Annotated in this window: 26 protein-coding genes; 14 read left to right on the top strand and 12 right to left on the bottom strand. The window is 42.6% G+C overall.

Features of this window, described 5'->3' with window-relative positions:
- Positions 1–66: 66 nt before the first annotated feature.
- The 7 genes from pssA to prfC form a co-directional block, all read right to left on the bottom strand.
- Positions 67–1,434, bottom strand: coding sequence for a CDP-diacylglycerol--serine O-phosphatidyltransferase (gene pssA, locus A4G17_RS04115; RefSeq protein WP_123957467.1), 1,368 nt, complete (start codon positions 1,432–1,434; stop codon positions 67–69).
- Between the two features lie 130 nt (positions 1,435–1,564).
- On the bottom strand, positions 1,565–4,375 hold the full coding sequence (ileS, locus tag A4G17_RS04110) for an isoleucine--tRNA ligase (protein ID WP_123957466.1): 2,811 nt from the start codon (positions 4,373–4,375) through the stop codon (positions 1,565–1,567).
- 217 nt (positions 4,376–4,592) lie between these two features.
- Positions 4,593–4,910: a DMT family transporter gene (locus tag A4G17_RS04105; protein ID WP_123957465.1), complete on the bottom strand. Its 318-nt coding sequence runs from the start codon at positions 4,908–4,910 to the stop codon at positions 4,593–4,595.
- Between the two features lies 1 nt (position 4,911).
- On the bottom strand, positions 4,912–5,859 hold the full coding sequence (gene ribF / locus A4G17_RS04100; RefSeq protein ID WP_123957464.1) for a bifunctional riboflavin kinase/FAD synthetase: 948 nt from the start codon (positions 5,857–5,859) through the stop codon (positions 4,912–4,914).
- 179 nt (positions 5,860–6,038) lie between these two features.
- Positions 6,039–6,779 (bottom strand): 23S rRNA (guanosine(2251)-2'-O)-methyltransferase RlmB, encoded by a 741-nt coding sequence (rlmB, locus tag A4G17_RS04095; RefSeq protein WP_123957463.1) that lies wholly within the window; start codon positions 6,777–6,779, stop codon positions 6,039–6,041.
- A 23-nt stretch (positions 6,780–6,802) separates the two neighbouring features.
- On the bottom strand, positions 6,803–7,528 hold the full coding sequence (locus A4G17_RS04090; RefSeq protein ID WP_123957462.1) for a hypothetical protein: 726 nt from the start codon (positions 7,526–7,528) through the stop codon (positions 6,803–6,805).
- 30 nt (positions 7,529–7,558) lie between these two features.
- Entirely contained in the window at positions 7,559–9,148 is a 1,590-nt protein-coding gene (prfC, locus tag A4G17_RS04085; protein WP_123957461.1) for a peptide chain release factor 3, read from the bottom strand.
- 197 nt (positions 9,149–9,345) lie between these two features.
- Here prfC and A4G17_RS04080 point away from each other — a divergent pair, with 197 nt between their 5' ends.
- Positions 9,346–9,873 (top strand): DUF805 domain-containing protein, encoded by a 528-nt coding sequence (locus A4G17_RS04080; protein WP_165894258.1) that lies wholly within the window; start codon positions 9,346–9,348, stop codon positions 9,871–9,873.
- A gap of 62 nt (positions 9,874–9,935) precedes the next feature.
- Here A4G17_RS04080 and A4G17_RS04075 read toward each other — a convergent pair whose 3' ends face one another.
- Positions 9,936–10,628 (bottom strand): metallophosphoesterase family protein, encoded by a 693-nt coding sequence (locus A4G17_RS04075; protein WP_123957459.1) that lies wholly within the window; start codon positions 10,626–10,628, stop codon positions 9,936–9,938.
- Positions 10,625–11,893, bottom strand: coding sequence for a multifunctional transcriptional regulator/nicotinamide-nucleotide adenylyltransferase/ribosylnicotinamide kinase NadR (nadR, locus tag A4G17_RS04070; RefSeq protein ID WP_123957458.1), 1,269 nt, complete (start codon positions 11,891–11,893; stop codon positions 10,625–10,627). Before nadR ends, A4G17_RS04075 begins: the two co-directional genes overlap by 4 nt.
- Before the next feature lie 176 nt (positions 11,894–12,069).
- Between nadR and A4G17_RS04065 the strand changes: the two genes are divergently transcribed.
- Entirely contained in the window at positions 12,070–12,330 is a 261-nt protein-coding gene (locus A4G17_RS04065; protein WP_123957457.1) for a YfhL family 4Fe-4S dicluster ferredoxin, read from the top strand.
- A gap of 64 nt (positions 12,331–12,394) precedes the next feature.
- Here the strand turns inward: A4G17_RS04065 and lysM are convergent, their stop codons facing one another.
- Positions 12,395–12,838, bottom strand: a complete 444-nt coding sequence (gene lysM, locus A4G17_RS04060; RefSeq protein WP_123957456.1) for a peptidoglycan-binding protein LysM — start codon at positions 12,836–12,838, stop codon at positions 12,395–12,397.
- A 99-nt stretch (positions 12,839–12,937) separates the two neighbouring features.
- Between lysM and A4G17_RS04055 the strand changes: the two genes are divergently transcribed.
- From A4G17_RS04055 to A4G17_RS04025, 7 genes are all read left to right on the top strand, one after another.
- Positions 12,938–13,390, top strand: coding sequence for a DIP1984 family protein (locus tag A4G17_RS04055; protein WP_123957455.1), 453 nt, complete (start codon positions 12,938–12,940; stop codon positions 13,388–13,390).
- Between the two features lie 318 nt (positions 13,391–13,708).
- Positions 13,709–14,152, top strand: coding sequence for a DNA polymerase III subunit chi (locus A4G17_RS04050; RefSeq protein WP_123957454.1), 444 nt, complete (start codon positions 13,709–13,711; stop codon positions 14,150–14,152).
- Positions 14,153–14,234: 82 nt separating this feature from the next.
- A complete protein-coding gene (locus A4G17_RS04045) occupies positions 14,235–14,675 on the top strand; it encodes a GNAT family N-acetyltransferase (protein WP_123957453.1) in 441 nt (146 codons plus the stop codon).
- 12 nt (positions 14,676–14,687) lie between these two features.
- Positions 14,688–14,882, top strand: a complete 195-nt coding sequence (locus A4G17_RS04040; protein ID WP_123957452.1) for a hypothetical protein — start codon at positions 14,688–14,690, stop codon at positions 14,880–14,882.
- A gap of 42 nt (positions 14,883–14,924) precedes the next feature.
- Positions 14,925–15,668, top strand: a complete 744-nt coding sequence (locus A4G17_RS04035; RefSeq protein ID WP_123957451.1) for a Fic family protein — start codon at positions 14,925–14,927, stop codon at positions 15,666–15,668.
- A gap of 443 nt (positions 15,669–16,111) precedes the next feature.
- Positions 16,112–16,774: a hypothetical protein gene (locus tag A4G17_RS04030; RefSeq protein ID WP_123957450.1), complete on the top strand. Its 663-nt coding sequence runs from the start codon at positions 16,112–16,114 to the stop codon at positions 16,772–16,774.
- Between the two features lie 25 nt (positions 16,775–16,799).
- Positions 16,800–19,664, top strand: coding sequence for a valine--tRNA ligase (locus A4G17_RS04025; RefSeq protein ID WP_123957449.1), 2,865 nt, complete (start codon positions 16,800–16,802; stop codon positions 19,662–19,664).
- Positions 19,665–19,767: 103 nt separating this feature from the next.
- Here the strand turns inward: A4G17_RS04025 and plsY are convergent, their stop codons facing one another.
- Positions 19,768–20,352 (bottom strand): glycerol-3-phosphate 1-O-acyltransferase PlsY, encoded by a 585-nt coding sequence (gene plsY, locus A4G17_RS04020; RefSeq protein ID WP_123957448.1) that lies wholly within the window; start codon positions 20,350–20,352, stop codon positions 19,768–19,770.
- Between the two features lie 79 nt (positions 20,353–20,431).
- Between plsY and folB the strand changes: the two genes are divergently transcribed.
- The 4 genes from folB to arcA all read left to right on the top strand — a co-directional run bounded on the left by folB (position 20,432) and on the right by arcA (position 24,503).
- The gene (gene folB / locus A4G17_RS04015; protein ID WP_123957447.1) at positions 20,432–20,782 is read left to right on the top strand and encodes a dihydroneopterin aldolase; all 351 of its coding nucleotides are present in this window, start codon (positions 20,432–20,434) and stop codon (positions 20,780–20,782) included.
- A 10-nt stretch (positions 20,783–20,792) separates the two neighbouring features.
- Positions 20,793–22,733: a tetratricopeptide repeat protein gene (locus tag A4G17_RS04010; RefSeq protein WP_123957446.1), complete on the top strand. Its 1,941-nt coding sequence runs from the start codon at positions 20,793–20,795 to the stop codon at positions 22,731–22,733.
- Positions 22,734–22,739: 6 nt separating this feature from the next.
- A complete protein-coding gene (cdd, locus tag A4G17_RS04005) occupies positions 22,740–23,630 on the top strand; it encodes a cytidine deaminase (protein WP_123957445.1) in 891 nt (296 codons plus the stop codon).
- A gap of 156 nt (positions 23,631–23,786) precedes the next feature.
- Positions 23,787–24,503: a two-component system response regulator ArcA gene (arcA, locus tag A4G17_RS04000; protein WP_123957444.1), complete on the top strand. Its 717-nt coding sequence runs from the start codon at positions 23,787–23,789 to the stop codon at positions 24,501–24,503.
- Positions 24,504–24,574: 71 nt separating this feature from the next.
- Here arcA and A4G17_RS03995 read toward each other — a convergent pair whose 3' ends face one another.
- Complete coding sequence (locus A4G17_RS03995; RefSeq protein ID WP_123957443.1) at positions 24,575–24,901, bottom strand: MazG nucleotide pyrophosphohydrolase domain-containing protein; 327 nt, start codon at positions 24,899–24,901, stop codon at positions 24,575–24,577.
- Between the two features lie 65 nt (positions 24,902–24,966).
- On the opposite strand from A4G17_RS03995, the gene A4G17_RS03990 reads away from it, so the two are divergent.
- The gene (locus A4G17_RS03990; RefSeq protein WP_123957442.1) at positions 24,967–25,527 is read left to right on the top strand and encodes an LOG family protein; all 561 of its coding nucleotides are present in this window, start codon (positions 24,967–24,969) and stop codon (positions 25,525–25,527) included.

Genomic DNA, 25,527 nt, shown 5'->3' with positions numbered 1-25,527 from the left:
TGTGATTGGCAAAATTTTTTGCTGATCTCACCGCTTGTCAAGAGTAAAGCCGTAATAACATACAAGCTACAACAACATCTTCACGATTTTATCTAGTTTCACTCGCCCGAATTTTTTCAGCAGTTTCTGCACGGGGGCGGGGTAATCTCTCTGCTGTTCCAAATCACTATAATGGCTAAGCACTTGAGTATGCGTGCGGATCTGCGACAGTTCATTTTCGGCTTTTTCAGCGAGTTCCGCTAACGGATCGGATAGCAACACTGCATTTTCGGCATCTAAGCCCCACGCACGTGGGTTGAGATTATTGCCCGTCAGCAAAATGTAACGTTGGTCAATCCAAACCCCTTTGAGATGGTAGCTGTTCGCCTCATGTTTCCACAAACGAATGGTGAGTTGCCCATTTTGAATAGAGCTATCAAACCGCTTGCAGAACACCCGCAAATTCTTTTCATACAAATACGGCAATGCCGATGCCATCGTAAATTTTTCTTCTGGTGGCGTGTAGAAATCATTGGCGGTTTTATCACCGACAATAATTTCAATCTGCTTACCCTTCTCCAGCAACCACGCAATGCGAGAACGCAGCGAGCGTGGGAAATTGAAATACGGCGTGCAAATCGTCAATTTTTCCTGCACTTGATAAAACAACGCTTCAATGGTTTTATTCAAGCGATTTCGGCGACCAAGCCCAATCAGCATGGATGCCATCAATTTATCGCTCGCCATCGGCTGCCCTGCAAATTGGTAGCTTTGCTGGCTCAATTCCTTACGAAAAGCTTTGACAAGCGGTCGAATTTCTTCACGTTTTTGCCGATTGAATTGATCTAAACGGCAGACAGCAGGATTTGCCAAAATATGCTGTTCGGTGAAATTGACGATGCTATCGGTCAAAGCTTTACTTTCAATTTGATGATAGCGGTCATAACGATAGCGATCAAACTGATGCAGATAGACATTGTTGATACTCGCCCCGCTGTAAAGCAAGGTGTCGTCAAACACGAATCCTTTGAGATGCAACACACCAAACACTTCCCGCACATTAATCGGCACGCCGTAAAAAATGATTTCGCTGCCCTTAGGAAGGTTATATTGCTCACGCATTGTGGCATACCAATCGGCATTGGATAGCTGTGCCGCTTCGCCAATTCTCCCCCGCTGTGCTCGATGCCAATCAACTAACACTTTGATTTCTAACTGTGGATTTGCGATCTTGGCTTGATACAAAGCGTCAAGAATTTCTTGCCCTGCGTCGTCTTTCTCAAAATAAAGTGTAGTGAGATAAATGCGAGATTTGGCTTGAGCGATTAGGCTCAGAATTTGCTGTTTGAATGCCGCACTACTGGCTAAAAAACTGACGTGCTCTGCCGATTGTGGCAAGAATGTCAGGGCTTCCAGAAATTTTTTGGCTTTTGCTTTTTTATTTAAATTTAGCATATTTCACTATTCCGATAACAAGCGGTCGGTTTCTTGAGATTTTTTGCAAAATGCATCGAAAATCTGACCGCTTGCTCTGAATTCAGTTCCCATCAACGCCCACGAAGTGCATTGAATAGAGAGGAAAGATCTATGCGAAATTACGCACTTCACCTTGACCAGCCACATTCTCCACACAACGTCCACAAATATGTGGATGTGCTGTATTAGCACCAATGTCCGTTGCATAGTGCCAACAACGTGGGCATTTTTCGCCGTCTGCACGTTCGACTTTCACCGCTAAACCTGGGAAATCACCTTCCGCTACATCGGCTTCGGCTAATGGCTTAACCACCGCTTGCGAGGTGATCAACACAAAACGCAATTCGTTGCCAAGCTGTTCAAGCAATGGACGGATTTCATCGTTAGCGTAAACGGTCACTTTCGCTTCTAAGCCCGCACCGATAAGTTTATCGTTACGAGCACGCTCAAGCACACAGTTTACTTCTGCACGCACTTTCAACAATTTTTGCCAGTAGCTATCGTCTAATTTTTCGTTTTCACCTAAGCCGAATAAGCCTTCGTAAAATTCTTCGGTGAACACAAATTCAGAGCGTCCGTCCACTTTTGGTAAATGCCCCCAAATTTCATCGGCAGTGAACGAAAGAATTGGGGCAATCCAACGCACGAGTGCTTCGCTGATATGCCATAACGCCGTTTGGCAGCTACGGCGTGCAAGGCTGTCGGCTTTAGTCGTATATTGACGGTCTTTGATAATATCCAAATAGAACGACCCCATTTCCACTGAACAGAAACGCATTAAACGTTGCACAACGGTGTGGAATTGGTAGTTATCGTAGGCGTCTTTGATCTCTTTTTGAGCCTCTAACGCACAGCTGACCGCCCAGCGATCAAGACTGATCATCTGTTCTGGCTGAACCAGATCACGTTTTGGATCGAAACCGTTTAGATTGGCTAATAAGAAACGGGCAGTGTTACGAATACGGCGATAAGTATCACCCGCACTGTTTAAAATATTGTGCGAAACCGCGATTTCACCAGTGTAATCGGTTGAAGCCACCCATAAACGTAAAATATCAGCACCGTTTTTGTTCCATACTTCGCTTGGTAAAATCACGTTACCAAGTGATTTCGACATTTTGTAACCTTTCTCATCAACGGTGAAGCCGTGGGTAAGCACTTGTTTATATGGGGCTTTATTATCGGTTGCGGTGGAAAGCATTAACGATGACATAAACCAGCCACGGTGTTGGTCAGAACCTTCAAGGTACATATCCGCTTCATTGCCGTTGAATTCTGAACGATCTTTCACGACGGAGAAATAGGTCGATCCTGAATCGAACCACACATCTAGGGTATCTGGTACTTTCACATACTGTTGTGCATCGGCACCCAGTAATTCTTTCGGATCGAGATCCCACCATGCTTGGATACCTTTTTGCTCCACACGTTTTGCCACTTCTTCAACTAATTCAACAGTACGTGGGTGCAGTTCTTCGGTTTCTTTATTGATGAACAACGCCACTGGCACGCCCCAAGTCCGTTGGCGTGAGATACACCAGTCAGGACGGTTTTCCACCATTTTCTCAATGCGTGCTTGCCCCCAGCTTGGGATCCAACGCACTTTTTTAATTTCGCTTAACGCTTGTTGGCGTAAGCCCTGTTTTTCCATTCCGATAAACCATTGCGGTGTCGCACGGAAAATAATCGGAGTTTTGTGACGCCAGCAGTGTGGATAGCTGTGTTTGATTTTGCTGAATTTGAGCAAGGCTCCCACTTCTTGCAATTTCGCGACCACTAAATCGTTCGATTCAAACACACCTTTACCTGCAAAGAAGGGGACGTCAGCTTTGAATTTACCATCATTGCCGATTAAACCCGCCATTTCGATGCCGTTCTTCATCGCGATCACATAGTCGTCTTGACCATGGTCTGGTGCGGTGTGGACTAAACCTGTACCGCCGTCAGTGGTAACGTGATCGCCGAAAATAAACGGCACGCTGAAATCGTAGAATGGGTGGTTGAAACGTAAGCCACCTAAGGCTTCACCCTTCGCTTCACCAAGCACAGTAAAACTTTCCACGCCAGCGGCTTTTGCCACGTCTTCCACTAAATCTTTCGCTAAAATCACACATTCATTGCCGAATTGCACCAACTGATAATCTAAGTTATCGTTGATCGCAATTGCACGGTTAGATGGGATTGTCCAAGGGGTTGTCGTCCAGATCAGTGCAGAGACGTTTTCGGTGGTTTTCACCACGTTGAATTTGGCAAAAACTTGCTCAGAATCGACCGCTTGGAAACGCACATAGATAGATGGCGAGACTTTGTCTTCGTATTCAACCTCAGCTTCCGCCAAAGAAGAAGCACAATCTAAACACCAGTGAACGGGTTTTGAACCTTTGTAAAGGTGCCCATTTTCCACGGCTTTACCGAAAGCACGAATGATATTCGCTTCAGTATTGAAATTCATCGTCAAATACGGATTATCCCAATCGCCTAACACGCCCATACGAATGAAATCGGCCTTCTGCCCTTCCACTTGCTCAGCGGCATATTTGCGACAAGCTTCACGGAATTCTGCCGCCGAAATTTTCTCATTGGGCTTACCCACAAGACCTTCTACTTTTAATTCGATCGGCAAGCCATGGCAGTCCCATCCTGGAATATACGGCGAATCGTAGCCCAATGCAGTTTTTGATTTAATGATAATATCTTTCAGAATTTTATTGACGGCGTGACCTAAGTGTAATGAACCATTTGCATACGGAGGGCCGTCGTGCAAAATAAACGATTTTTTGCCTTTCGAGGCTTGACGAATTTGTTGGTAGAGCTTTTTATCGTACCAATTTTTCAACATTTGGGGTTCGCGTTTCGCCAAATCTCCCCGCATCGGGAAACCTGTTTCAGGTAGGTTGAGTGTGTTTTTGTAGTCTGTCATTTTGTTTTTTCCATTTAAATTGAATTCCGTTTTTCTCTCCCTTTCTTTACTCGTGTCAAGAAAGGAATTAAAGAAACACGCCCTACTTCGCTCTGGCGGCTTAGAAGGGATGTTGTAATTATCACGATCTTTGGTCGATTTTACATTTTACAAGCGGTCTGATTTCAACCATTTTTTGCAAATTTTTCCCCTTTGAAAAAAGGGGATATAGAGAGATTTAATGCGATAATTTCAGCACAACCACACCCGAAATCACCAGTAACATGCCGAAATATTTGCCGAGTGTTGCACTATCGCCGTAGCACCAAATCCCCACTAAAAACGTACCAACCGCCCCGATGCTTGTCCAAATCGCATAAGATGTACCGATTGGAATGGTGCGTTGTGCCAACCATAAAAACCAACCGCTTGCCGCCATAAAAGCAACAGCAATCACAATCCCTAAAATGCGGTTTTCAGGCTGCTGTGCCATTTTTAATCCAACAGGCCAACCAACTTCCATTAGCCCCGCCACAATTAAATAGAGCCAAGCCATTTTAACGCTCGCTAAAAAATTGTTTTACGTTGGCAACATCCCGCTCAATTTGCTGTTTTAACGCCTCGAAATGCTCAAATTTGATTTCAGCACGGATTTTTTTCAAGAAACGAACCTCGATCGCTTTTCCATAAATAAATTCATTGAAATCAAATAAATGCACTTCAAGCAATGGTTTTGTGCCATTAATGGTCGGTCGATTGCCGACATTCGCAATGCCATTAAAAAGCCCGTTTTCTGTTTCCACTTGTACCGCATAAACCCCTTGGATTGGCGTCACTTGGCGGTTTAGCATCATATTTGCCGTTGGAAAACCAATTGTTCTACCTAATTTATTGCCGTGAGCAACACGTCCACGAATAGAATACGGCTTACCGAGCATTTTTTCTGCCAATACTAAATCATCTTTTTTTAACGCTTCACGAATCAACGAACTACTAATGCGAACTGTCTCTAAACAGTGGCTATCGCTGCTTTCAATGGCAAAGTCAAACTGCTCAGCCGCCTGTTGAAGCGTACTGAAATCGCCCTGCCGTTTCAAACCAAAGCGAAAATCATCACCAATGCTTAAATAACGAATGTTGAGCTGTTCAACTAACAAGTGTTGAATAAATTGGGCAGGAGAAAGCTGTGCAAAGGTTTGATCAAATCGAACGCACAACACAAAATCAATACCCAATTTCGCTAACGCATGGAGTTTATCTCGCAATCGCATTAAACGAGCTGGTGCAACCATTTCAGCCTGTTGTCTTGCGAAAAATTCCCTTGGCTGTGGCTCAAAAAGCATCACGACTGAAGGTAAATTTAACGCTACCGATTTTTCTCGTAAACGATGGAGAATTTGCTGATGCCCTAAATGAACTCCATCAAAATTGCCGATAGCCAGCACGCAGCCATTTTGAAACCCTGCTCGATTTTTTAAATTATGAATGCCGCGGATTAATTGCATGAAGTCATTATCGTAAAATTTAAGTTAAAAATAGTCGCTGATTATACGGGGAAGAGCCCAAAATGGGAAGAAAAGGCAGGAAGAAATTCGCCCCCCTCCCTTCAACAAGCGGTTAGTTTGTCACTATTTTTTGCAAATGTTGAGTCGGATCTCACCGCTTGTAAGGGGCATTTTATTATCTAAAGCGTAGCTTGCTTTTGTCGTACGATTTCAAACAGACACACGCCAGTCGCAACCGAAACATTTAGTGATGAAACCGAACCCGCCATTGGAATGCTGATCAGTTGGTCACAATGCTCACGGGTTAAACGTCGCATTCCGTCGCCTTCTGCTCCCATGACCAATGCGATTGCACCAGTCAGTGTGGCTTGATACAAGCTTTCAGTGGCTTCGCCTGCGGTCCCGACAATCCATACATTGCGATCTTGCAATTCACGCATTGTACGAGCGAGATTGGTAACACGAATGAGTGGCACGGTTTCTGCTGCCCCGCAAGCCACTTTGCGAGCGGTTGAGGTCAGTTGTGCGGATTTGTCTTTCGGCACAATGACTGCATCCACACCTGCTGCGTCGGCCGTACGCAAGCACGCCCCGAGATTATGTGGATCGGTTACGCCGTCTAGGATCAATAAAAACGGGTTGGATTTACGATCTAAAATCTGATCGAGATCATTTTCATTTAACTCTTTGGCAGGAATCACTTTGGCGATAATGCCTTGATGAACCTCACCCTGTGCTTTGTTATCAAGGGCTTGGCGATTGACCTGCTGCACCCGAATGCCTAAACGTTGTATATCGTTGAGTAAAGGAGTTAATCGTTTATCTTCACGCCCTTTTAGTACAAACACCTCGATCAATCGTTCTGGTGCAACATCTAAAAAGGATTTCACGGCGTGAATGCCGTAGATTTGTTCGCTCATATTTATAACTATATTAATTAGTTTTAAGGATGTTTAACATTATATTTACCAATAGTTAATGTTTGCTTAACGGTATTATCAACCTCATCCATTAAATATTTTTTTAAGATATTTCTAGCGTTTTCTGCATCAGCTGCTAGTGTTTCATAAGTTGAGTATTTATCACTAATCCATCCTCCTACTTCTCCTATTTTTCCTGAACTAAGAATATTAGAATCATACATAACCTCATAAGATATCGCTCTATTAGGTTCTAGCAATATAGAATTTGCAGGGCTTAAATAGCCTGTTTTAATATTTAATATAATTTTAAGTCCCTTTAAATTATTATAGCTTTGACTATTTTCTTGATCTAAATCAATTAGTTTAGCTGAGTATCCTTTATTACTTAAGTTCGACAGAACTGCATTTGCAAATTGAACATTTATAGAATCTTTACTTTGGAGTAATTTTAATTTTTCATTAAAATCAATTGTGTAGCGATTTGATTTAGCCCTATTCCTTCCTTCAACTACCTTATCAACGCTAGACAACAAAATAGCTGGCAAAATACCACCCGATTTATTTGCTGATGCAGCTGAACTATCCTCAACTGTTATTTCTTGAACCTCTTTAGAATTATAAAAAACAAGAATATCTTTTGAAGTTGTAATTAGATTTTGATACTCAACGATTTTTCTCTCCATTTCTGGACTTGTAGTGGAACAGCCAGATAATAATATCAATGAAATACCAAGTATTCTTTTCATGATGTAATTCTCCATTACTAGTTATATAAATCAATGCTCTCTGGTTTTAAAGAACACCACGTCTGGATAACGCTCTTGTGCCAAGTTTAAATTCACCATCGTTGGAGCGATGTAGGTGAGATTATCGCCACCATCTAGGGCTAAGTTTTGTTCGTTTTTGCGTTTGAATTCTTCAAATTTTTTCGCATCATGGCACTCTACCCAACGCGCTGTGGCGACATTTACGGTTTCGTAAATTGCTTCGACGTTGTATTCTGATTTCAAGCGGGAAACCACCACATCAAACTGCAACACGCCAACCGCCCCGACGATTAAATCGTTATTCATCAATGGACGGAATACTTGCACCGCACCCTCTTCGGAAAGTTGAACTAAGCCTTTGAGTAGCTGTTTCTGTTTGAGGGGATCTTTCAATCGAATGCGACGGAATAGCTCTGGGGCGAAGTTAGGAATACCAGTAAATTTCAGGTTTTCACCTTGGGTGAAGGTATCGCCGATTTGGATCGTACCGTGGTTGTGCAAGCCAATAATATCACCTGCGTAGGCTTCTTCAGCGTGAGAACGGTCGCCCGCCATAAAGGTTAAAGCATCAGAAATCACCACATCTTTACCAATACGGACGTGTTTGAGCTTCATTCCTTTTTCGTATTTGCCTGAAACGACCCGTAAGAATGCCACACGGTCGCGGTGTTTTGGATCCATATTCGCTTGAATTTTGAACACAAAACCGCTGAATTTTTCTTCGCTTGCCGACACTTCACGTTCGTCTGTTTGGCGAGCTTGTGGAGCGGGTGCCCAAGCGGTTAAGCCATCTAGGAAATGATCAACGCCGAAGTTACCGAGAGCCGTCCCGAAGAAAACCGGGGTCAATTCGCCTTTTAAGAAGGCATCCAACTCAAATTCGTTGCTCGCCCCTTGCACCAATTCTAACTCATCACGCAGTTGTTGAGCTAAATCGTCGCCCACCGCGGCATCAAGCTCTGGGCTATTTAAGCCTTTCACTACTCGCACGTCTTGAATGGTATGGCCCTGTCCCGTTTGGTAGAGATAGGTTTCATCATTGGCAATGTGGTACACGCCTTTGAACAATTTGCCGCAGCCGATCGGCCAAGTGATGGGAGCACAACGAATTTTTAGGACACTCTCGACTTCATCAAGCAATTCCATGGGATCACGAATATCACGGTCGAGCTTGTTCATAAAGGTGAGAATCGGCGTGTCACGCAAGCGAGTCACTTCCATCAATTTAATCGTCCGTTCTTCAACCCCTTTCGCACTGTCGATCACCATCAAACAGCTATCCACCGCAGTGAGTGTGCGGTAGGTATCTTCCGAGAAGTCTTCGTGCCCTGGAGTATCGAGCAAGTTTACCAAGCAATCGCCATAAGGGAACTGCATTACGGAGGTGGTAATCGAGATCCCCCGCTGTTTTTCCATTTCCATCCAGTCGGATTTGGCGTGAGCCTGCGAACCTTTTCCTTTGACCGAACCCGCTTTTTGAATGGCTTGTCCGTACAGCAACACTTTTTCAGTGATCGTGGTTTTACCCGCATCAGGGTGAGAAATAATCGCAAAAGTGCGGCGTTTATTAACTTGTTGTGGATAATCGTTGAGTGACATCGGTTTCTCTATCTTTCATTAAAATCGTAAAATGGCGTATTTTCCCTGATCTTGCGGAGTATCACAACCACCTGACAGAATTTGTGCTAAGATTTGCAAAATTTCTGCAAGAAATGACCGCTTGTGGCGTCGAACACCACACAAGCGGTCAGTTTCTCGCAATGTTTTGCAAAAAAGACAAATACAAGGAGATAAAAATGAATTGGTTTCTGTTAACGCTGAAAAATACCTTTAACTTCAAAGGCAGATCTCGCCGCAGAGAGTTTGGTTGGTACTATCTGATGATGCTTGTCATCGGTTTCAGTGTAACCTTGATTCAAGAGTTTGCAATGATGTTGAATTTAACGGGCTTCGGCAATTTTCTGAGTTCAACTTATGATCTCATTTCGTATGCGTTAACCATCACCGCAGTCAGCTTAGTCACCCGCCGTTTACATGACTTAGGGCGTTCAGGTTGGTGGCAGCTCATTATCTACCTGCCATTAATCTATATTTATGGGCGGGCTTATCAACTTACCTCTTCGCTACATCCGAATGCCATTACACAAGCACTCTATATGGATGTCAGTTTGCAGTTTATTTCGATTGGATTTAGCCTGACGATATTAATTATGTATTTGATTTTATTATTTAAAGACGGTCAGAAGCACACCAACCAATACGGTGAAAGCCCGAAATACCTAAGCGAAACTCAAACGGACCACTCAACGAATTTGAATGCCTAACAAGCGGTCACATTTCACCACAGTTTTGCAACACAAAGCCCAGTCATTGACTGGGCTTTGAGCTATTTCGTTTCACGATCATCCACACCAACCAGAAGATAATGACCATCAATATCCGCAAGGCTGCGGAAGCCGATGTTGTAAATATCGCAATGTTTGTTGCGATTGATCGGCCGATAATCGAAATTGTCGTGGTGATGTCCGTGGAAAATCTTTTTCACACCCATTTTGCGTGCCAACTGATTAATGCGAGCAAAGCCTTGCGGGTGTGGGCGTGGGGCCTCGTGGGTGATCAAAATATCCGCTTTTTGCGATTCCAATGCTTCCACGTCAGACGGGAAAATGGAGCTGCGGTGTCGCAACGGCACACCGCCTCGCCAAATCCGCTCTTGTGGCGAATATTGGCAGTAATGGATTGGATCGAAATACATCGGGCGATGCGGTGGCATCCAAATATGCCCCCGAAACACGCCACCAAGCCCCGCAATCCGTTTACCTTGAATCTCTACCACTTTGCCGTGAATGTTACGTTCTTTCCAGTGGCTACCCCAAATCGCATCATAAGCCGCCACGGTTTTACTGTCGTGGTTGCCGTGAATAAACCAAATATCACAGTGCTGGGCGAGTTGATCCAGCTCAGCGGTGGTGGTTAATTGAAGATCCCCTAAAATCACTAAAGCGACATTTTCTCGTGCTTTTACCATGGGGAAAAGATGGGCATAACTCCCGTGTGGGTCGCCCGCAAACAGTATCATTGGTTGTTCTCGTTATCGTTAAAAGTTAAAGCAATCGCCTCGTCATTTAAAATCGCTTGTACTACGTCTTTGGTTTGGTTGTAGCGATCCAAATAACTTGGCGACTCAATTTCAATATAAGGGACGTTGTATTTTTCTAATAATTTTTTCAGCAGTTGTTGGAAACGTTGGCGTTGCTTAGTCGAACCAAGGCTTCGCAAACCGTCATCTACCCATTTGGTGTTATTGGAGAGCAAAATCGTCACATCAAACGGATATTCACGAATCATTGAATCCAAAAACGGATGGGCTTTGCCTTCGTATTGCATACAAAACGCTTGGGTGGTGATGTAATCGGTATCGACAATCGCTACTTTGTGTGCGTGCTTAGTGGCGTAATCCACATAGCGTTTATGGCCTAATGCAATTTGCGGGTAGTCTGAATATTGCAACGCTTGCTCATTACCGCCTAACTGCTCAAACACATATTCACGCCCATATTCCCACGCCGATGTGGTGTTAAACACATTAGCTAATTTACTGACCAACACGCTTTTACCGCTGCTTTCTCCGCCTAAAATCGCAATAGTTTTCACGAAAAATGGACGCACTTCTTTCGGAATAAAACGCCAGTATTGGAATGGGTTATTGCGAATTTTAGTTGCCGACACGTTGAACGAATTGCGTTCAGGATCAACCAACTGTACTTCCAAATTCAGATAGGTTTCATAAGGGGTTTTATCCTGCACCTCACTGCTAAATACAATCGTCGGCTGAATATGCTTTTCCGCAAACAGTTCTTTCACTCGACTTGCCCAACCTTCCCAGCCATTCGGATAGCTCGGAATGCCGTCTTCCACCAAATGGTGAATAAAAATCTGCTTTTGCTGATACTTGAAAATCTGCTGCATCCAACGCAGGCGATCTTCATTGGTCGGCATTCGCTTCATTTTGCTGTCGCGGAATAATTTGAGATCCCGTTCGGTGTCGGTACAGACGATAACGTGCAGTTGATCCACTTTACTGAAGGCTTCGTAGATCATATTAATATGCCCCGTATGCACAGGGTAGAATTTACCGAAAATCACCCCAACACGCTGATTTTGCTGCTCCACAATGTTCAGCACACTGTGCAATGCTTTGAGCTTGCTTGCACTCGGATTTTTGATTTTCCCCGTTACCAACTGATTAAAATAAGCACGGGTGACATTCGCCTGCTCGCACACATCGTTCACTTTGAGTTTGAGCTGTTTACGTTTTTGTTGAAGATAAGCAAAATCGGTCATCTGTTTGTCCCTCAAAATAAGGGCTAAATGATAGGCTAAAAAGGGATTTTTGTCATCGTTTTTATGTATAGTCAAGCGGTCGGTTTTAGGCAATTTTTTGCAAAAAAGTGTATAAACACTTTCTACTTTTGGTGGGAAAGGTATAATCGCCCACCTTTGACGGAGAACAGAATTTTATGGCGTTATTGATTACTCACAAATGTACTAACTGCGATATGTGCGAACCCGAGTGCCCTAATCAGGCAATCTCGATGGGGGACGAAATCTATGTGATCGACCCCGCCCTTTGCACCGAATGCGTAGGGCATTATGATGTGCCAACCTGCCAGAAAGTCTGCCCGATCAACAACTGCATCATCACTGACCCTGATCACATCGAAACTAACGAACAGCTTTGGGAACGTTTTGTGATGATCCACCATGCTGACGAATTATAAAAAGCATAAAAAAACAACCGCTTGCGTTGCCACAAGCGGTCACTTCTAAGCAAAATTTTGCGAATTACAAACCTTTTGGAATACGGATTTTTTGACCAGGGAAGATCTTGTCCGCATCTTTGATCACTTCTTTGTTTGCATCGACAATCGCCGTGTATTTCGCTCCATTGCCATAGGCTTTTTCCGCGATTTTCCAAAGCGTGTCGCCTTTTTGGATCACATAAAAGGCATCATCGCCTGCCACTTGCTCGCCGTTAGCGATTTGCACATTATCGATATTCACATTGGTAATACCCGCAATATTGCCCGCCATTAACACCGCTTTTTCAACTGCCGCTGCGGTTGATGCCACACCACTGATGTTTGCCACCCCATTTTCAACAGTGACTTTCACATCTTCCACGCCTGGATTGTCTTCAGCCAAATGCTCCGTGACCGCTTTTGAAGCCTCTTCCTCTTTGTTGAATAATTTTTTGCCAATATCAGATACGAAATCAAATAACCCCATGTTGAACTCCTGTAAAGTAAATGTCGGATTTTTCGATTGAAATTGCTCAATCGCTGCGTTAGATTAACCGAAATTGAATAAGTTCCAAAGAGAAAAACGATGAAACTTGCCGAAGCTTTAATTGAACGCGCAGATTTACAACGCCGTTTAGCCCAACTCACGCAACGCTTACAGCAAAACGCCCAGCATCAAGAAGGCGAAACGCCGAGCGAGAATCCGCAGGAATTATTAGCGGAATACGCTCAAACTGCAGAGCAACTGAAAAAATTAGTGGTGGCGATCAATCTCGCCAACAATCAAATTCAGCTCGAAAATGGCATCACGATGGTGGAAGCCCTGGCAGAACGGGATCGCTTGAAAGCTGAACATTCGATGCTGATTTCCCTTGCCGATGCCGCAATGCCAGAGCAAAATCGCTATAGTCGCAGTGAAATCAAGAGTGTAGCGGCGGTAAACGTGCGAGAAATCCGCCAAAAAGCCGATCAAGTGGCGAAACAACATCGCCAACTCGATACGCAAATCCAGCAAGCCAACTGGCAGCACAATATTTAACTCATTTGGTAGTTTTTCGGTTAAGGCGAATGTCCACGCTCGCTTAGCGAACAAAGCACTCATATTGCGGAAACGAAGGGCAGTTTCATTTTTGAACCGCGTAGCCTCGTACACGTTAATGGGTAAAGTCACCGCGTAAAACGTACAACCACGACATTGATTCGCCGAAAAACGAGGGTGGGAAAGGGGTTACAAGCGGTCGGATTATGCCCATTTTTTGCAAATGGCAAAACTTTTGGGAAATCTGACCGCTTACATTTTCCATTTCTGCATTATTCAGCTAAAATTAGCCATTTTTCCTACTGACAAAGGTTACCCGTGAAACTTGCCACATTTTATCTTCTCAGCCAAGCCCACAGCCCAGAAAATGCATTTTCTGCCGCAGAGCAGCTTGCTTGCGATCTTGCTGCAAAGGCGTGGCGAGCGGGCAAACGGGTGCTAATTGCCTGCGAGACCGAGCAACAAGCGAATAACATTGATGAGCTGTTATGGGCGAGAGAACCCGATGATTTCGTGCCACACAATCTCTCGGGCGAAGCCACCACTTACGCCACTCCCATCGAAATTTCATGGCAAGGCAAACGCAACGCCCAACGGCGAGATCTGTTGATTTCTCTGCAATCGACCATACCTGATTTCATCAACAGTTTTAACCAAGTGATCGACTTCGTGCCTGCCGATGAAACCGAAAAAGCCCAAGCCCGTGAACGTTATAAGCAATATCGCCAAATGGGCTGGCAGATGGGGACGGAACAGGTTTAATTCGCTCCCTTGAAAAGTAAGGAAGTCGATTTCTCAAAAAGCACACGCTGATGATTTTTCTAACAAATAAATGTAAACCGTAATGTGGCAATGTAGAACGTTTGAACAGCTTTCAACTCCCGAACTCTTTGAAATTTATAAAGCAAGGGTTGACGTTTTTGTGGTCGAGCAACATTGTGCTTATCCCGAAATTGATGATAACGATTTGATTGCTCTGCACCTTTTTGCAAAAAATTCGCAGAAACTGACCGCTTACTGTCGCATTATTCCTAAAGAAAAGGGCGTAGCAATTGGTCGAGTGTTGGTCACAAAAGAACATCGTGGCAAAGGTTTAGCCAGAAAGCTCATGCAAAAAGCCTTGGAAATCTGCCAACAACATTGGCAAAATCAACCGATTTATGTACAAGCTCAAGCGCATTTACAAGGGTTTTATCAATCTCTAGGATTTCAACCCATATCGGAAATTTATCTAGAAGATGGCATACCGCATTTGGATATGGTGTTAGAGAAGGAAATCTTGTAAGGAGATCTATATATGAAAATATTGCTAGTTTGGATTGGCACTATAATTTTATTCTTTTTATCTGCTCCGTTATTTCTTACTCTTGATTGTGCAGGTAGTTCAGGTCCCGGAGGATTAGGTTGTTTAGCTACTGGAGGTTTTAAGGCTCTACTTTTTGCTCTTGCTATTGGTATTTGGGGAACAGTATATTTTTTAAGACAAAAATAAAAGATATCAAAAATCAATCTAGAAGAATGTAGAACAAATTAAATGAATACCTTAGCTCAAATTGACCATTTAAAACAAAAAATTAGCCAACTTCGTCCACTTTCGGCGAGCGAAGTACAGCGGTTGCGTGAAGAGTTTATTATTGAAAGCAGTTATAATTCCAATGCGATTGAAGGCAATACCATCACTTTGCGTGAAACGGTGTTGATTTTAAAAGAAGGTATGACGATTGCCGAGAAACCCATTCGGGAACATTTAGATATTATCGGCTTTAAAGATGCGTTTAATTATATCTATGAATTGGTGGCAAATAACGAACCTTTAACTGAACGAACGATTAAAGATATTCATTCTCTCGTATTAATGAGTAATGCAGAAAATCGAGGCGTATATCGTAAAATTCCAGTGCGAATTTTAGGGGCAGATAATGAGCCAACACAGCCTTATTTAATTGCCGAAGAAATGGCAATCTTAATTGCAAAATATCAGCAAAAACTGACCACTCTTCATCCTTTAGAAGCAATAAGTTGGTTACATTTAGCCTTTGAAAGTATTCATCCTTTTATTGATGGAAATGGGCGAACAGGGCGTTTATTACTCAATTTTGAATTATTAAAACAAGGTTATTTGCCCGTTGATATTAAATTCACCGACCGAGCAAAATATTACCAATGCTTTGATGAATATCATCAAAATCAGCAAGATGTGAGTGCACTATTGTCTTTAATTGCGGATTATGAGTTAAAAGAATTAGAGCGATATTTAGCGATTTTGGAGAATAGATAAAGAGTGGTGGGGCTTGCGGAATATTTGCAAAAGGAAATCATATTTTCTTCGTAATTATAATCTGCCAAATCTCCCCTAGCCCCTCTTTGCTAAAGAGGGGATTGAATCTCTACAAATTAGCATGAAGTGGAAATGCTCACAAATAAGATCGAAAAGTAGAATGAGGTGCTACAATCTCCCTCGAGCAAGTTCCCCTCTTTGAGCTACGAGGGGATAGGGGAGATTTGACAAACTTAGCTTGCGAAGTAAGAAAGCAAATAAGATAAAGAATTTCTTACTAAAGCAATAATCCTTATAATAACAAGCGGTAAGATTTCTAACGAATTTTGCAAATTTTTCGGAAAAACTGACCGCTTATAAATCGGATAGTGCTCGTCTTTGACGAGCTCTGTAATTTTAAGTAAAAAGGTACTCGTCAAAGGTGAGATCTATCGGGGGGGAAAATGAATAAAAAATTTGATTTGTTTGAAATTATATTAATTAGTGTCACTGTATTTACGATAGGTCTAGTTTTAGGGAAGCTAGATGCTGGAATAAATAAAATTAATTTTGATCTATCATCAATTACATCAAGTTTTATTTCATTACTTGGACTATTCATTACATATGAAGCTCTAAAAATTGCACATAAAGGACTAGAAACTTGGAAAAAACAAAGAACTAGAGAATTAATACCTAAATTATATTATAGTATTTTGAATATAGATAGTTACTTTAATACTCTTGATTTTTCAGAAGCTAAACTTGCTATAGAAGGAAATATAATTTTTTTCGCTAAAATTAATTCGTTCCTAGGTAAGGAAATTGTAAACATTCAAACTAATTTATTAGATTACGAAAAATTTATAGGTGAAAACCCTAATATTAATGTAATAAAAGAATCATTAGTAAACATAAGACATGCTTATATCTCATATAAAGAGATAGTTACGAAGAATTCTGCATTAATAACTCAATATGAATTACAGGGATTAAAACAAAGTCAAAACCCTAAATCTTATGAGAGTGAAACAAGTGAGCTACATTCTTCTGTAATGAAATTATTACGTGATTTAGATCCAGAAATCGACAATATGGTTAGAAATGTAAAAAAATTATTTGATTAAATATATTCACAAAGAGAAAAAATAAATGACTCAAAAATTCACAATGGCAGATCGCTTTGAGGCATCTGCGGTAGAACAAGCACTTTATAAACACTGGGAAGAACAGGGCTATTTTAAGCCGTCTGAAAACCCGAATGTTCCGAGTTACTGTATCGCTATTCCGCCACCGAATGTGACGGGGTCGTTACATATGGGGCATGCTTTCCAGCAAACGTTAATGGATACCTTAATCCGTTTTAACCGTATGGAAGGCAATAATACCCTATGGCAAACGGGGACAGACCACGCTGGGATTGCAACTCAAATGGTGGTGGAGCGTAAAATTGCGGCGGAAGAAGGCAAAACTCGCCACGATTATGGGCGTGAAGCCTTTATCAATAAAATCTGGGATTGGAAAGCCTATTCAGGCGGTACGATCAGCCAACAAATGCGTCGCCTTGGTAACTCAATCGACTGGGATCGTGAGCGTTTTACCATGGACGAAGGTTTGTCTAATGCGGTGAAAGAAGTCTTTGTTCGCTTGCACGAGCAAGGCTTGATTTATCGTGGTAAACGCCTTGTGAACTGGGATCCGAAATTACATACGGCAATTTCTGATTTAGAAGTGGAAAACAAAGAGAGCAAAGGCTCGCTTTGGCATTTCCGCTATCCATTAGCAAATGGAGCGAAAACGGCGGATGGTAAAGATTACTTGGTGGTGGCGACTACTCGTCCTGAAACCATGCTTGGCGATACAGCGGTGGCGGTTCACCCTGAAGATGAACGCTATCAATCGCTGATTGGCAAAACCGTTATTCTTCCTCTTGCGGATCGTGAAATTCCGATTATTGCTGATGATTATGTAGATCGTGAATTTGGTACGGGTGTGGTGAAAATTACGCCAGCCCACGATTTCAACGACTACGAAGTGGGTAAACGTCACCAGTTGCCAATGGTAAACGTGCTGACCTTAAATGCCGATATTCGTGATGAAGCGGAAATTATCGGCACAGACGGAAAACCTTGCACAAATTACACCGCACTTATTCCTGCAAAATATCAAGGAATGGAACGTTTTGCTGCTCGTAAACAGATCGTGGCAGACTTTGAAGATCTTGGCTTGTTAGATGAAATCAAACCACATGACTTAAAAGTACCTTATGGTGATCGTGGTGGCGTGCCAATCGAGCCAATGCTAACCGACCAATGGTATGTGAGCGTAAAACCGCTTGCTGAAGTGGCAGTAAAAGCGGTGGAAGATGGCGAAATTCAGTTCGTGCCAAAACAGTATGAAAATCTCTATTTCTCTTGGATGCGTGATATTCAAGACTGGTGTATTTCTCGCCAATTATGGTGGGGACACCGTATTCCTGCGTGGTACGATGAAAACGGCAATATCTATGTAGCTCGTAGCGAAGAAGAAGCTCGAGCGAAGCATAATTTGCCTGCAGATTTAGCCTTAAAACAAGATGAAGATGTGCTAGATACCTGGTTCTCATCGGGCTTGTGGACGTTCTCAACTTTAGGTTGGCCAGAACAAACGCCAGATCTGAAAATGTTCCACCCAACGGATGTGTTAATCACTGGTTTTGACATCATTTTCTTCTGGGTCGCTCGTATGATTATGTTCACGATGCACTTCATTAAAGATGAAAATGGCAAGCCACAAGTGCCGTTCAAAACCGTTTATGTAACGGGCTTAATTCGTGATGAACAGGGTCAAAAAATGTCGAAATCGAAGGGTAACGTGCTTGACCCGATTGATATGATTGACGGTATTTCCCTTGAAGATCTCCTTGAAAAACGCACTGGCAATATGATGCAACCACAGCTTGCAGAAAAAATTGCCAAAGCCACTCGCAAAGAATTTGAGAACGGTATTTCTGCACATGGAACAGATGCTTTACGCTTCACCCTTGCGGCATTAGCAAGCAACGGACGTGATATTAACTGGGATATGAAACGCTTAGAAGGCTACCGCAATTTCTGTAATAAATTATGGAATGCGAGCCGTTTCGTTCTCACCAACGACAAACTTGATTTAAGCGAAGGCGAGGTGGAATACAGCTTGGCAGATCGTTGGATCCAATCGAGCTTTAACCGCACTGTTGAAGAATTCCGTTCTGCGTTATCGCAATACCGTTTTGACTTAGTGGCGAACACCATTTACGAGTTCACTTGGAACCAATTCTGTGACTGGTATTTAGAGCTCACCAAGCCTGTATTTGCCAACGGCACAGAGGCACAAAAACGGGGGACAAGTCGCACACTTCTCAATGTGTTAGAGAAATTGTTACGTTTAGCTCACCCAATTATTCCGTTCATCACTGAAGAAATTTGGCAAAAACTGAAAGGCGTGATGGATTTATCGGGCGACACTATTATGTTACAGCCATTCCCGAAAGTGGAAGAAAGCGAACTTGATCCTGCGGCAGAAACTCAAATCGGTTGGTTGAAAGAAGTAATTGTGGCAGTGCGTAACATTCGTGCAGAATGTAACATCGCTCCAAGTAAGCCATTAACGTTATTGGTGCGCAACACTAACGAAAGTGATTGCAAAATTTTGGCCGAAAACGACCGCTTGTTACAAGCCATCGCCAAACTTGAGCAAGTGAAAGTGTTAGCTCAAGGCGAAGATGCTCCGCTTTCAGTAACCAAACTGATCGCTAACGTGGAATTATTCGTGCCAATGGCAGGCTTTATCAATAAAGAAGCCGAACTCGCTCGCTTAACCAAAGAGATCGAAAAACTCAATGGCGAAGTAAAACGCATTGAAGGCAAACTGAGTAACGAAGCCTTCGTCGCCAAAGCCCCAGAGCAAGTTATCGCCAAAGAACGTGAAAAAATGGCAGAATACGCTGACGGCTTGGCAAAACTGCAACAGCAGTATCAAGCCATTGAAGCTCTATAGCTAAACAAGCGGTCAGATCCCGAAAAAGTGTTGCAACATTTTTCTCGGATCTGACCGCTTGCAGTGTGAAAGGATCCCTAGCTAACACATCGGCTAGGGATTTTTATTTACGTTTTTTCCACATTTTATCTTCTTGCCCACGCCATAAGCGTTGGATATTGTCATGATGACGATACACTAACAAACAGCAAACAAGTGCAACGGGAAAAGTGAGTTCGGGCTTAAACCACCATACGTAAAAAGGCACGCTGAGTGCGGTAATCACGGCACTGAGTGACGAATAACCTGATATGCCGAAAACGATCAACCATGTTAATAATGCAAGCCCTGAAATGGCATAGCCAAGCGGAAGAATAGCACCAAATGCCGTTGCCACGCCTTTGCCGCCACGGAATTGGAAGAAAATGGGGAAAACATGTCCTAAACAAGCGGCAAGTGCAATAAAACCAATCTGAAGTGGCGGTAATGCTAAATATAACCCCACGGAAACAGGTAGTAATCCTTTCAAAATATCAAATAGCAACACACCTAATGCAGCCTGCTTACCACCAATTCGCAATACGTTGGTTGCCCCTGGATTGCCCGAACCATGTTTTCTTGGATCAGGTAGTCCCGCCAAGCGGCAGAAAATAACGGCACTTGAAATTGAGCCCAATAAATAGGCTGCAATAATAATGAAATACGCCATTACCTGTTCCCCTTATCGCAATGAGTAATTTTGTGATATTCTACCTGAACTTTCAAAAAGGAAAATAAGGAAAGATCCGATGAGCGATAAAGTTTTTATTCATGAACTCACCGCTTTTGCATCCATTGGGGCTTATGATTGGGAACATACCATTAAGCAACGCTTGGTATTTAATATTGAAATGGAATGGGATTTTCAGCGAGCGGTTGAAGAAGACAATGTTGAATTTTGTTTGAATTACGCCGAAGTATCCGCAAGAATTCTCGATTTTGTTGAAAAAACACCATTTAAGTTAGTGGAGACTGTGGCTTATCGTGTAGCGGATTTGCTGCAAAATGAATTTAAAGTCAACACATTACGTATTGAATTACACAAACCCAAAGCGGTGGCAGAAGCCAGTAGCGTTGGGGTGATCCTTGAACGTCATTAATGAGAATCTTATGAAACAACATTATCTCCTTTTTTCACTTCTATTGGGGTTATCTTCCCCCCTTTTTGCACAATCGACACCAACCAAAGAAGCATTGGATGAACAGTTCCAACAAGCCATGAAATTACTTACTGACCCAAGTAATTCTGCAGAAGGAATACGATTGCTAGAACAAGTCGCCAAAGGAAATGTTGTCGATGCACAACTCTCGGCAGGTGATAACTATTTTTATGGGCTATACCCAGAAACCCCTAAAGATTATCTCAAAGCCATTTATTGGTACGAAAAAGCCGCCGAACAGCAATCTTATTTTGCGATGGAAAAACTGGCAGAAATCTATGAAAAAGGCCTAGGTGTGCCAGTAGATCTCACCAAAACCGTTGAACTACATAAAAAAGCCCATGAACTCGCTGGTTATGCCAACGACTCCAGTTTATATGTTGCTAAAGCCTATTTAAACGGCATCGGCGTTGAAAAAGATCTTCAACAAGCGGTCACTTACTTACAAAAAAATGCAGAAGCCTACTCCGCCGAAGCCAATCTTTTACTCGGTAAATTATACGAAACGGGGGAAGGTGTTGAACAAAGTGATAGCAAAGCCTTTGAGTGTTATTCACGCATCGGGAAAAGTAACCTACTACAAAACAATAGTGAAAATAGCTATCGATTGGCTAAAATGTATGCTGAAGGCAGGGGAACAGAAAAAAATCTAGAGCAAGCTGCTGCAAATTATATTGATGTCCTAAAATATGGTAATCACACTTTAAAACAAGAAGCCAAAGCTGGATTAGCCAGTTTATTACCTGAAATCACACAACTTGCCGAGACAGATGAAATATATCAATTATTACTCGGTTCACTATATGAAGATGGCTTTGGTGTAGCCAAAGATGTTTATAAAGCCGATCACCTATATAAAACACTATATCAAAACAGCGAAGATGCCTATGTTAGCGATGAGGCATTTACCCTATTAGACCACTTGCGTAAACGGGTAACTGGGATTCAACGCCCTGTGCATATCATTGAACCAACTGAAGCAGATAAAGCTGCTCTCCTTCAAGTTCAATCGGCTATTGAAAAAGGGGAAAAGGAGCTAGTTTGTAAATTACTTCCTCCTTTGGCGGATAAAGGCTGGGCTGAAGCACAATATACACTGGCGAATTTGGACGATTTCCCTTGTACGCTCAATCCGACTAAAGCATTCGAGTTAATGCAAAAAGCAGCTCAACAGCAACATACACTCGCAATGGCGGCATTAGCTGATCTCTACCAGACAGGTTTTGGTGTGGAGCCAGATTGGTGGTTTGCCACTTATTGGTATCAACAAGCTGCCAATAAAGGAGACATTGACTCACTTTTCCAACTCGCCCACCACTATGAAGATGGGATCGGTGTATTTAGAGATCCACAACAAGCTGCGGAACTTTATCAACAAGCGATCGATAAAGGACATAGAGACTCACATACTAACTTAGGGCATCTCTATGCAAGTGGAACACTTGGCGAACCTGATTACGCCAAAGCATTAAGCCTATTTAGCATTGCTGCAGAACAAGGCGATGCCCTTGCGATGTTCAATACTGGTGTGATGTATCTTGATGCCCAAGGGGTGGAACAAAATTATCAACAAGCTCGTTATTGGTTAGAAAAAGCCGTGGAAAACGGCGATGCAAATTCGCTTGCCCTATTAGGGGAAATTTACCAAACAGGAAAAGGGGTCAAAAAAGATTTAAAGAAAGCCTTTGAATATTATATGAGTGCAGCCGATAACGGTAGCATTGATGCCCTTTATGCCATTGCCAGAGCCTATGAAAAAGGCGAAGGCACCAAGAAAGATTTAGAGCAAGCAAAAGTATTCTATCGTCTCGTTATTGCAAGTGGAGAGACTGAATTAGTAGAGCCTGCACAAATTGCGTTGGACAAATTAACTAAGAAATCAAAAAAGTGAGGATGTATGAAACAATCAACCATTAAAAGTCGCTTGGCGCATTTAGATGTTACTGAAAATCACGCCGTGCTCACCACCGTATTAGCACAACTTGCTAAACAGAATTACCAAGCTCAATTTTCTGCCGAGCAAATTCAGACATGGTGTGAACAATTTCAACTTTCGCCTGTTGATCTCGCACTGACTTGTTTGCCTATTGCCGCATGCTATGCGACTCCACCCGTTTCCAATTTCTATGTGGGTGCGGTTGCCATTGGAAAATCAGGAAAATTCTATTTCGGCGCCAATATAGAATTTGCCCAAGATGCCATCCAACAATCGGTACACGCCGAACAAAGTGCAATCTCACACGCACTGGTTGCGGGCGAAGAAGGCATTACGGATATGGTTGTAAATTACACGCCGTGCGGACATTGCCGCCAATTTATGAATGAATTAAATACCGCTCACACGCTAAAAATCCATTTGCCGCACAGCCAAAACAACTTGTTGCATAGCTATTTGCCCGATTCATTTGGTCCGAAAGATTTGAATATCTCAAACGTACTGTTTGATAAACAACATTTGCAATTTTCTAGCCATAACGACCCGCTTGTCCAAGCAGCAATCACCGCCGCCAGCCGATCGTACGCACCTTACAGCCAAGCCGTCAGCGGTGTTGCATTGCAGGTTGGCGAACACATCATTACAGGACAATATGCCGAGAATGCCGCCTTCAACCCAAGTTTTTTACCGCTACAAAGTGCATTAAATTATCGCCGAATGCAGGGCTTAGAGGAAATTGCCATTAGTCGCATTGTATTAGCTGAAAAACAAGCCATACTCAGCCACCGAGCAATTACAGAAGATCTTGCAAAACACACGTTTAATTTGCCTGTGGAATATATTTCTCTTTAAATACAATAGATATTTTTTATAAAAGTTTGATTAAAGCTAATTAAACGTAAAAATAAAAGTTCCAGTGTTTAAAGATCGCAAGTAGAATATCACAAGTTTGCAACATTTAAATGACGATTGTAAAACTGAGTTTTTAAATTTTTAAAAGGGCAAAAAATGGAAAACCCACAAATTCTCATTGTTGAAGATGAAGCTGTTACTCGCAGCACACTAAAAAGTGTGTTTGAAGCGGAAGGCTATGATGTATTTGAAGCCAGCGATGGTGTTGAAATGCATTCCATCTTAGATCACCACGAAATTCATTTAGTGATTATGGATATTAATCTACCGGGTAAGAACGGTTTGATGCTTGCTCGTGAATTGCGTGAAAATACAGACATCGCATTAATGTTTCTAACTGGACGCGATAACGAAGTGGATAAAATTCTCGGTTTAGAAATTGGTGCGGATGATTACATCACCAAACCGTTCAACCCCCGTGAATTAACCATTCGTGCTCGTAATTTGCTACAACGCACCATGGCAGAGAAAGAGAAACATACGAAGGAAGCTGAACCAATTGAGAGCTATCATTTCAATGGCTGGACGCTTGACGTTAATAGTCGCAGCTTAATCAACCCTGAAGGTGAAAGCACTAAATTACCACGCAGCGAATTCCGTGCTTTGCTCCATTTCTGTGAGAACCCAGGGAAAATTCAAACCCGTGATGATTTATTAAAAAGAATGACAGGACGTGAATTAAAACCTCACGATCGCACAGTGGATGTCACCATTCGCCGCATTCGTAAACATTTTGAAGATCATCTCAATACGCCCGAAATTATTGTCACTATTCACGGTGAAGGCTACCGTTTCTGTGGCGAATTAGAATAATCTGCTTGCGAGACAAGCGGTGAGATCCGAAAAGACATTTGCAAATTTTCTGACGGATCTCACCGCTTGTACTATTTCACTTCTTCAATATACCGCTTCACAAATTTGGTCTGATGTTTCGCCATCACCTCTTCCAACGAAATGCCATACTTATCCGCCAAAATAAATAAGTTATCAAACACATCGCCCAATTCTTCAATCAAATTTTCTCGCTTTTGTGTCAAATCTTGCTCTACCTGATCAGGACGCTCCCGTCCGATTTCAATCGCTCGCACCGCACATGCGACTTCACCTACCTCTTCGGTTAAATACGCCAAACGGCGAAATACATCTCGCTCATACCACTTTTGCTGTTTATAAAACTCGCTTACCCATTGCTGATATTCACCAAAGTGCATTTTGTTCCCCTTATGATTTTGCTAAAATTTCCGCTTCACTTTAACCAAATCTGGAACAAAAAGAAATGTATATCACCGTTTACTGCGGGGCAAGCTTAGGAAATAACCCCCTTCATCAACAGGCGACCATCGCACTTGGCAAATGGCTTGTAGAGCAAAATCACACCTTAGTTTATGGTGGGGGAAAGGTCGGGCTGATGGGCTTGTTGGCCGATACTGTATTACAACACGGCGGCAAAGTGATCGGCATTATGCCGACATTTTTACAACAGCGAGAAATTGCCCACACTGGTGTGACGGAAATGATTAGCGTCAGCTCAATGACTGAGCGAAAACAGAAAATGATTGAACTTGGGCAAGCCTATATCGCCTTAGCAGGCGGCCCCGGCACACTCGAAGAAATTAGCGAAGTCATTTCATGGGCGAGAATCGGGCAAAATAACCATCCGTGCATTTTATTTAACAGCGATGGCTATTATGAACCGCTCAAAGCCGTCTTTGACAAAATGGTAACGGAAGGCTTTCTCACGCAACAAGATCGAGAAAAAACCTTATTCTCTGATGACTTAACCGAAATTGAAGCCTTTATTGCAAACTATACCCCGCCCGATGTTCGCCGTTACTGA

It is taken from the genome of Frederiksenia canicola, from assembly GCF_011455495.1.
Taxonomy (GTDB): Bacteria; Pseudomonadota; Gammaproteobacteria; order Enterobacterales; family Pasteurellaceae; genus Frederiksenia; species Frederiksenia canicola.
This window is presented reverse-complemented; position numbering and strand designations above follow the sequence as displayed.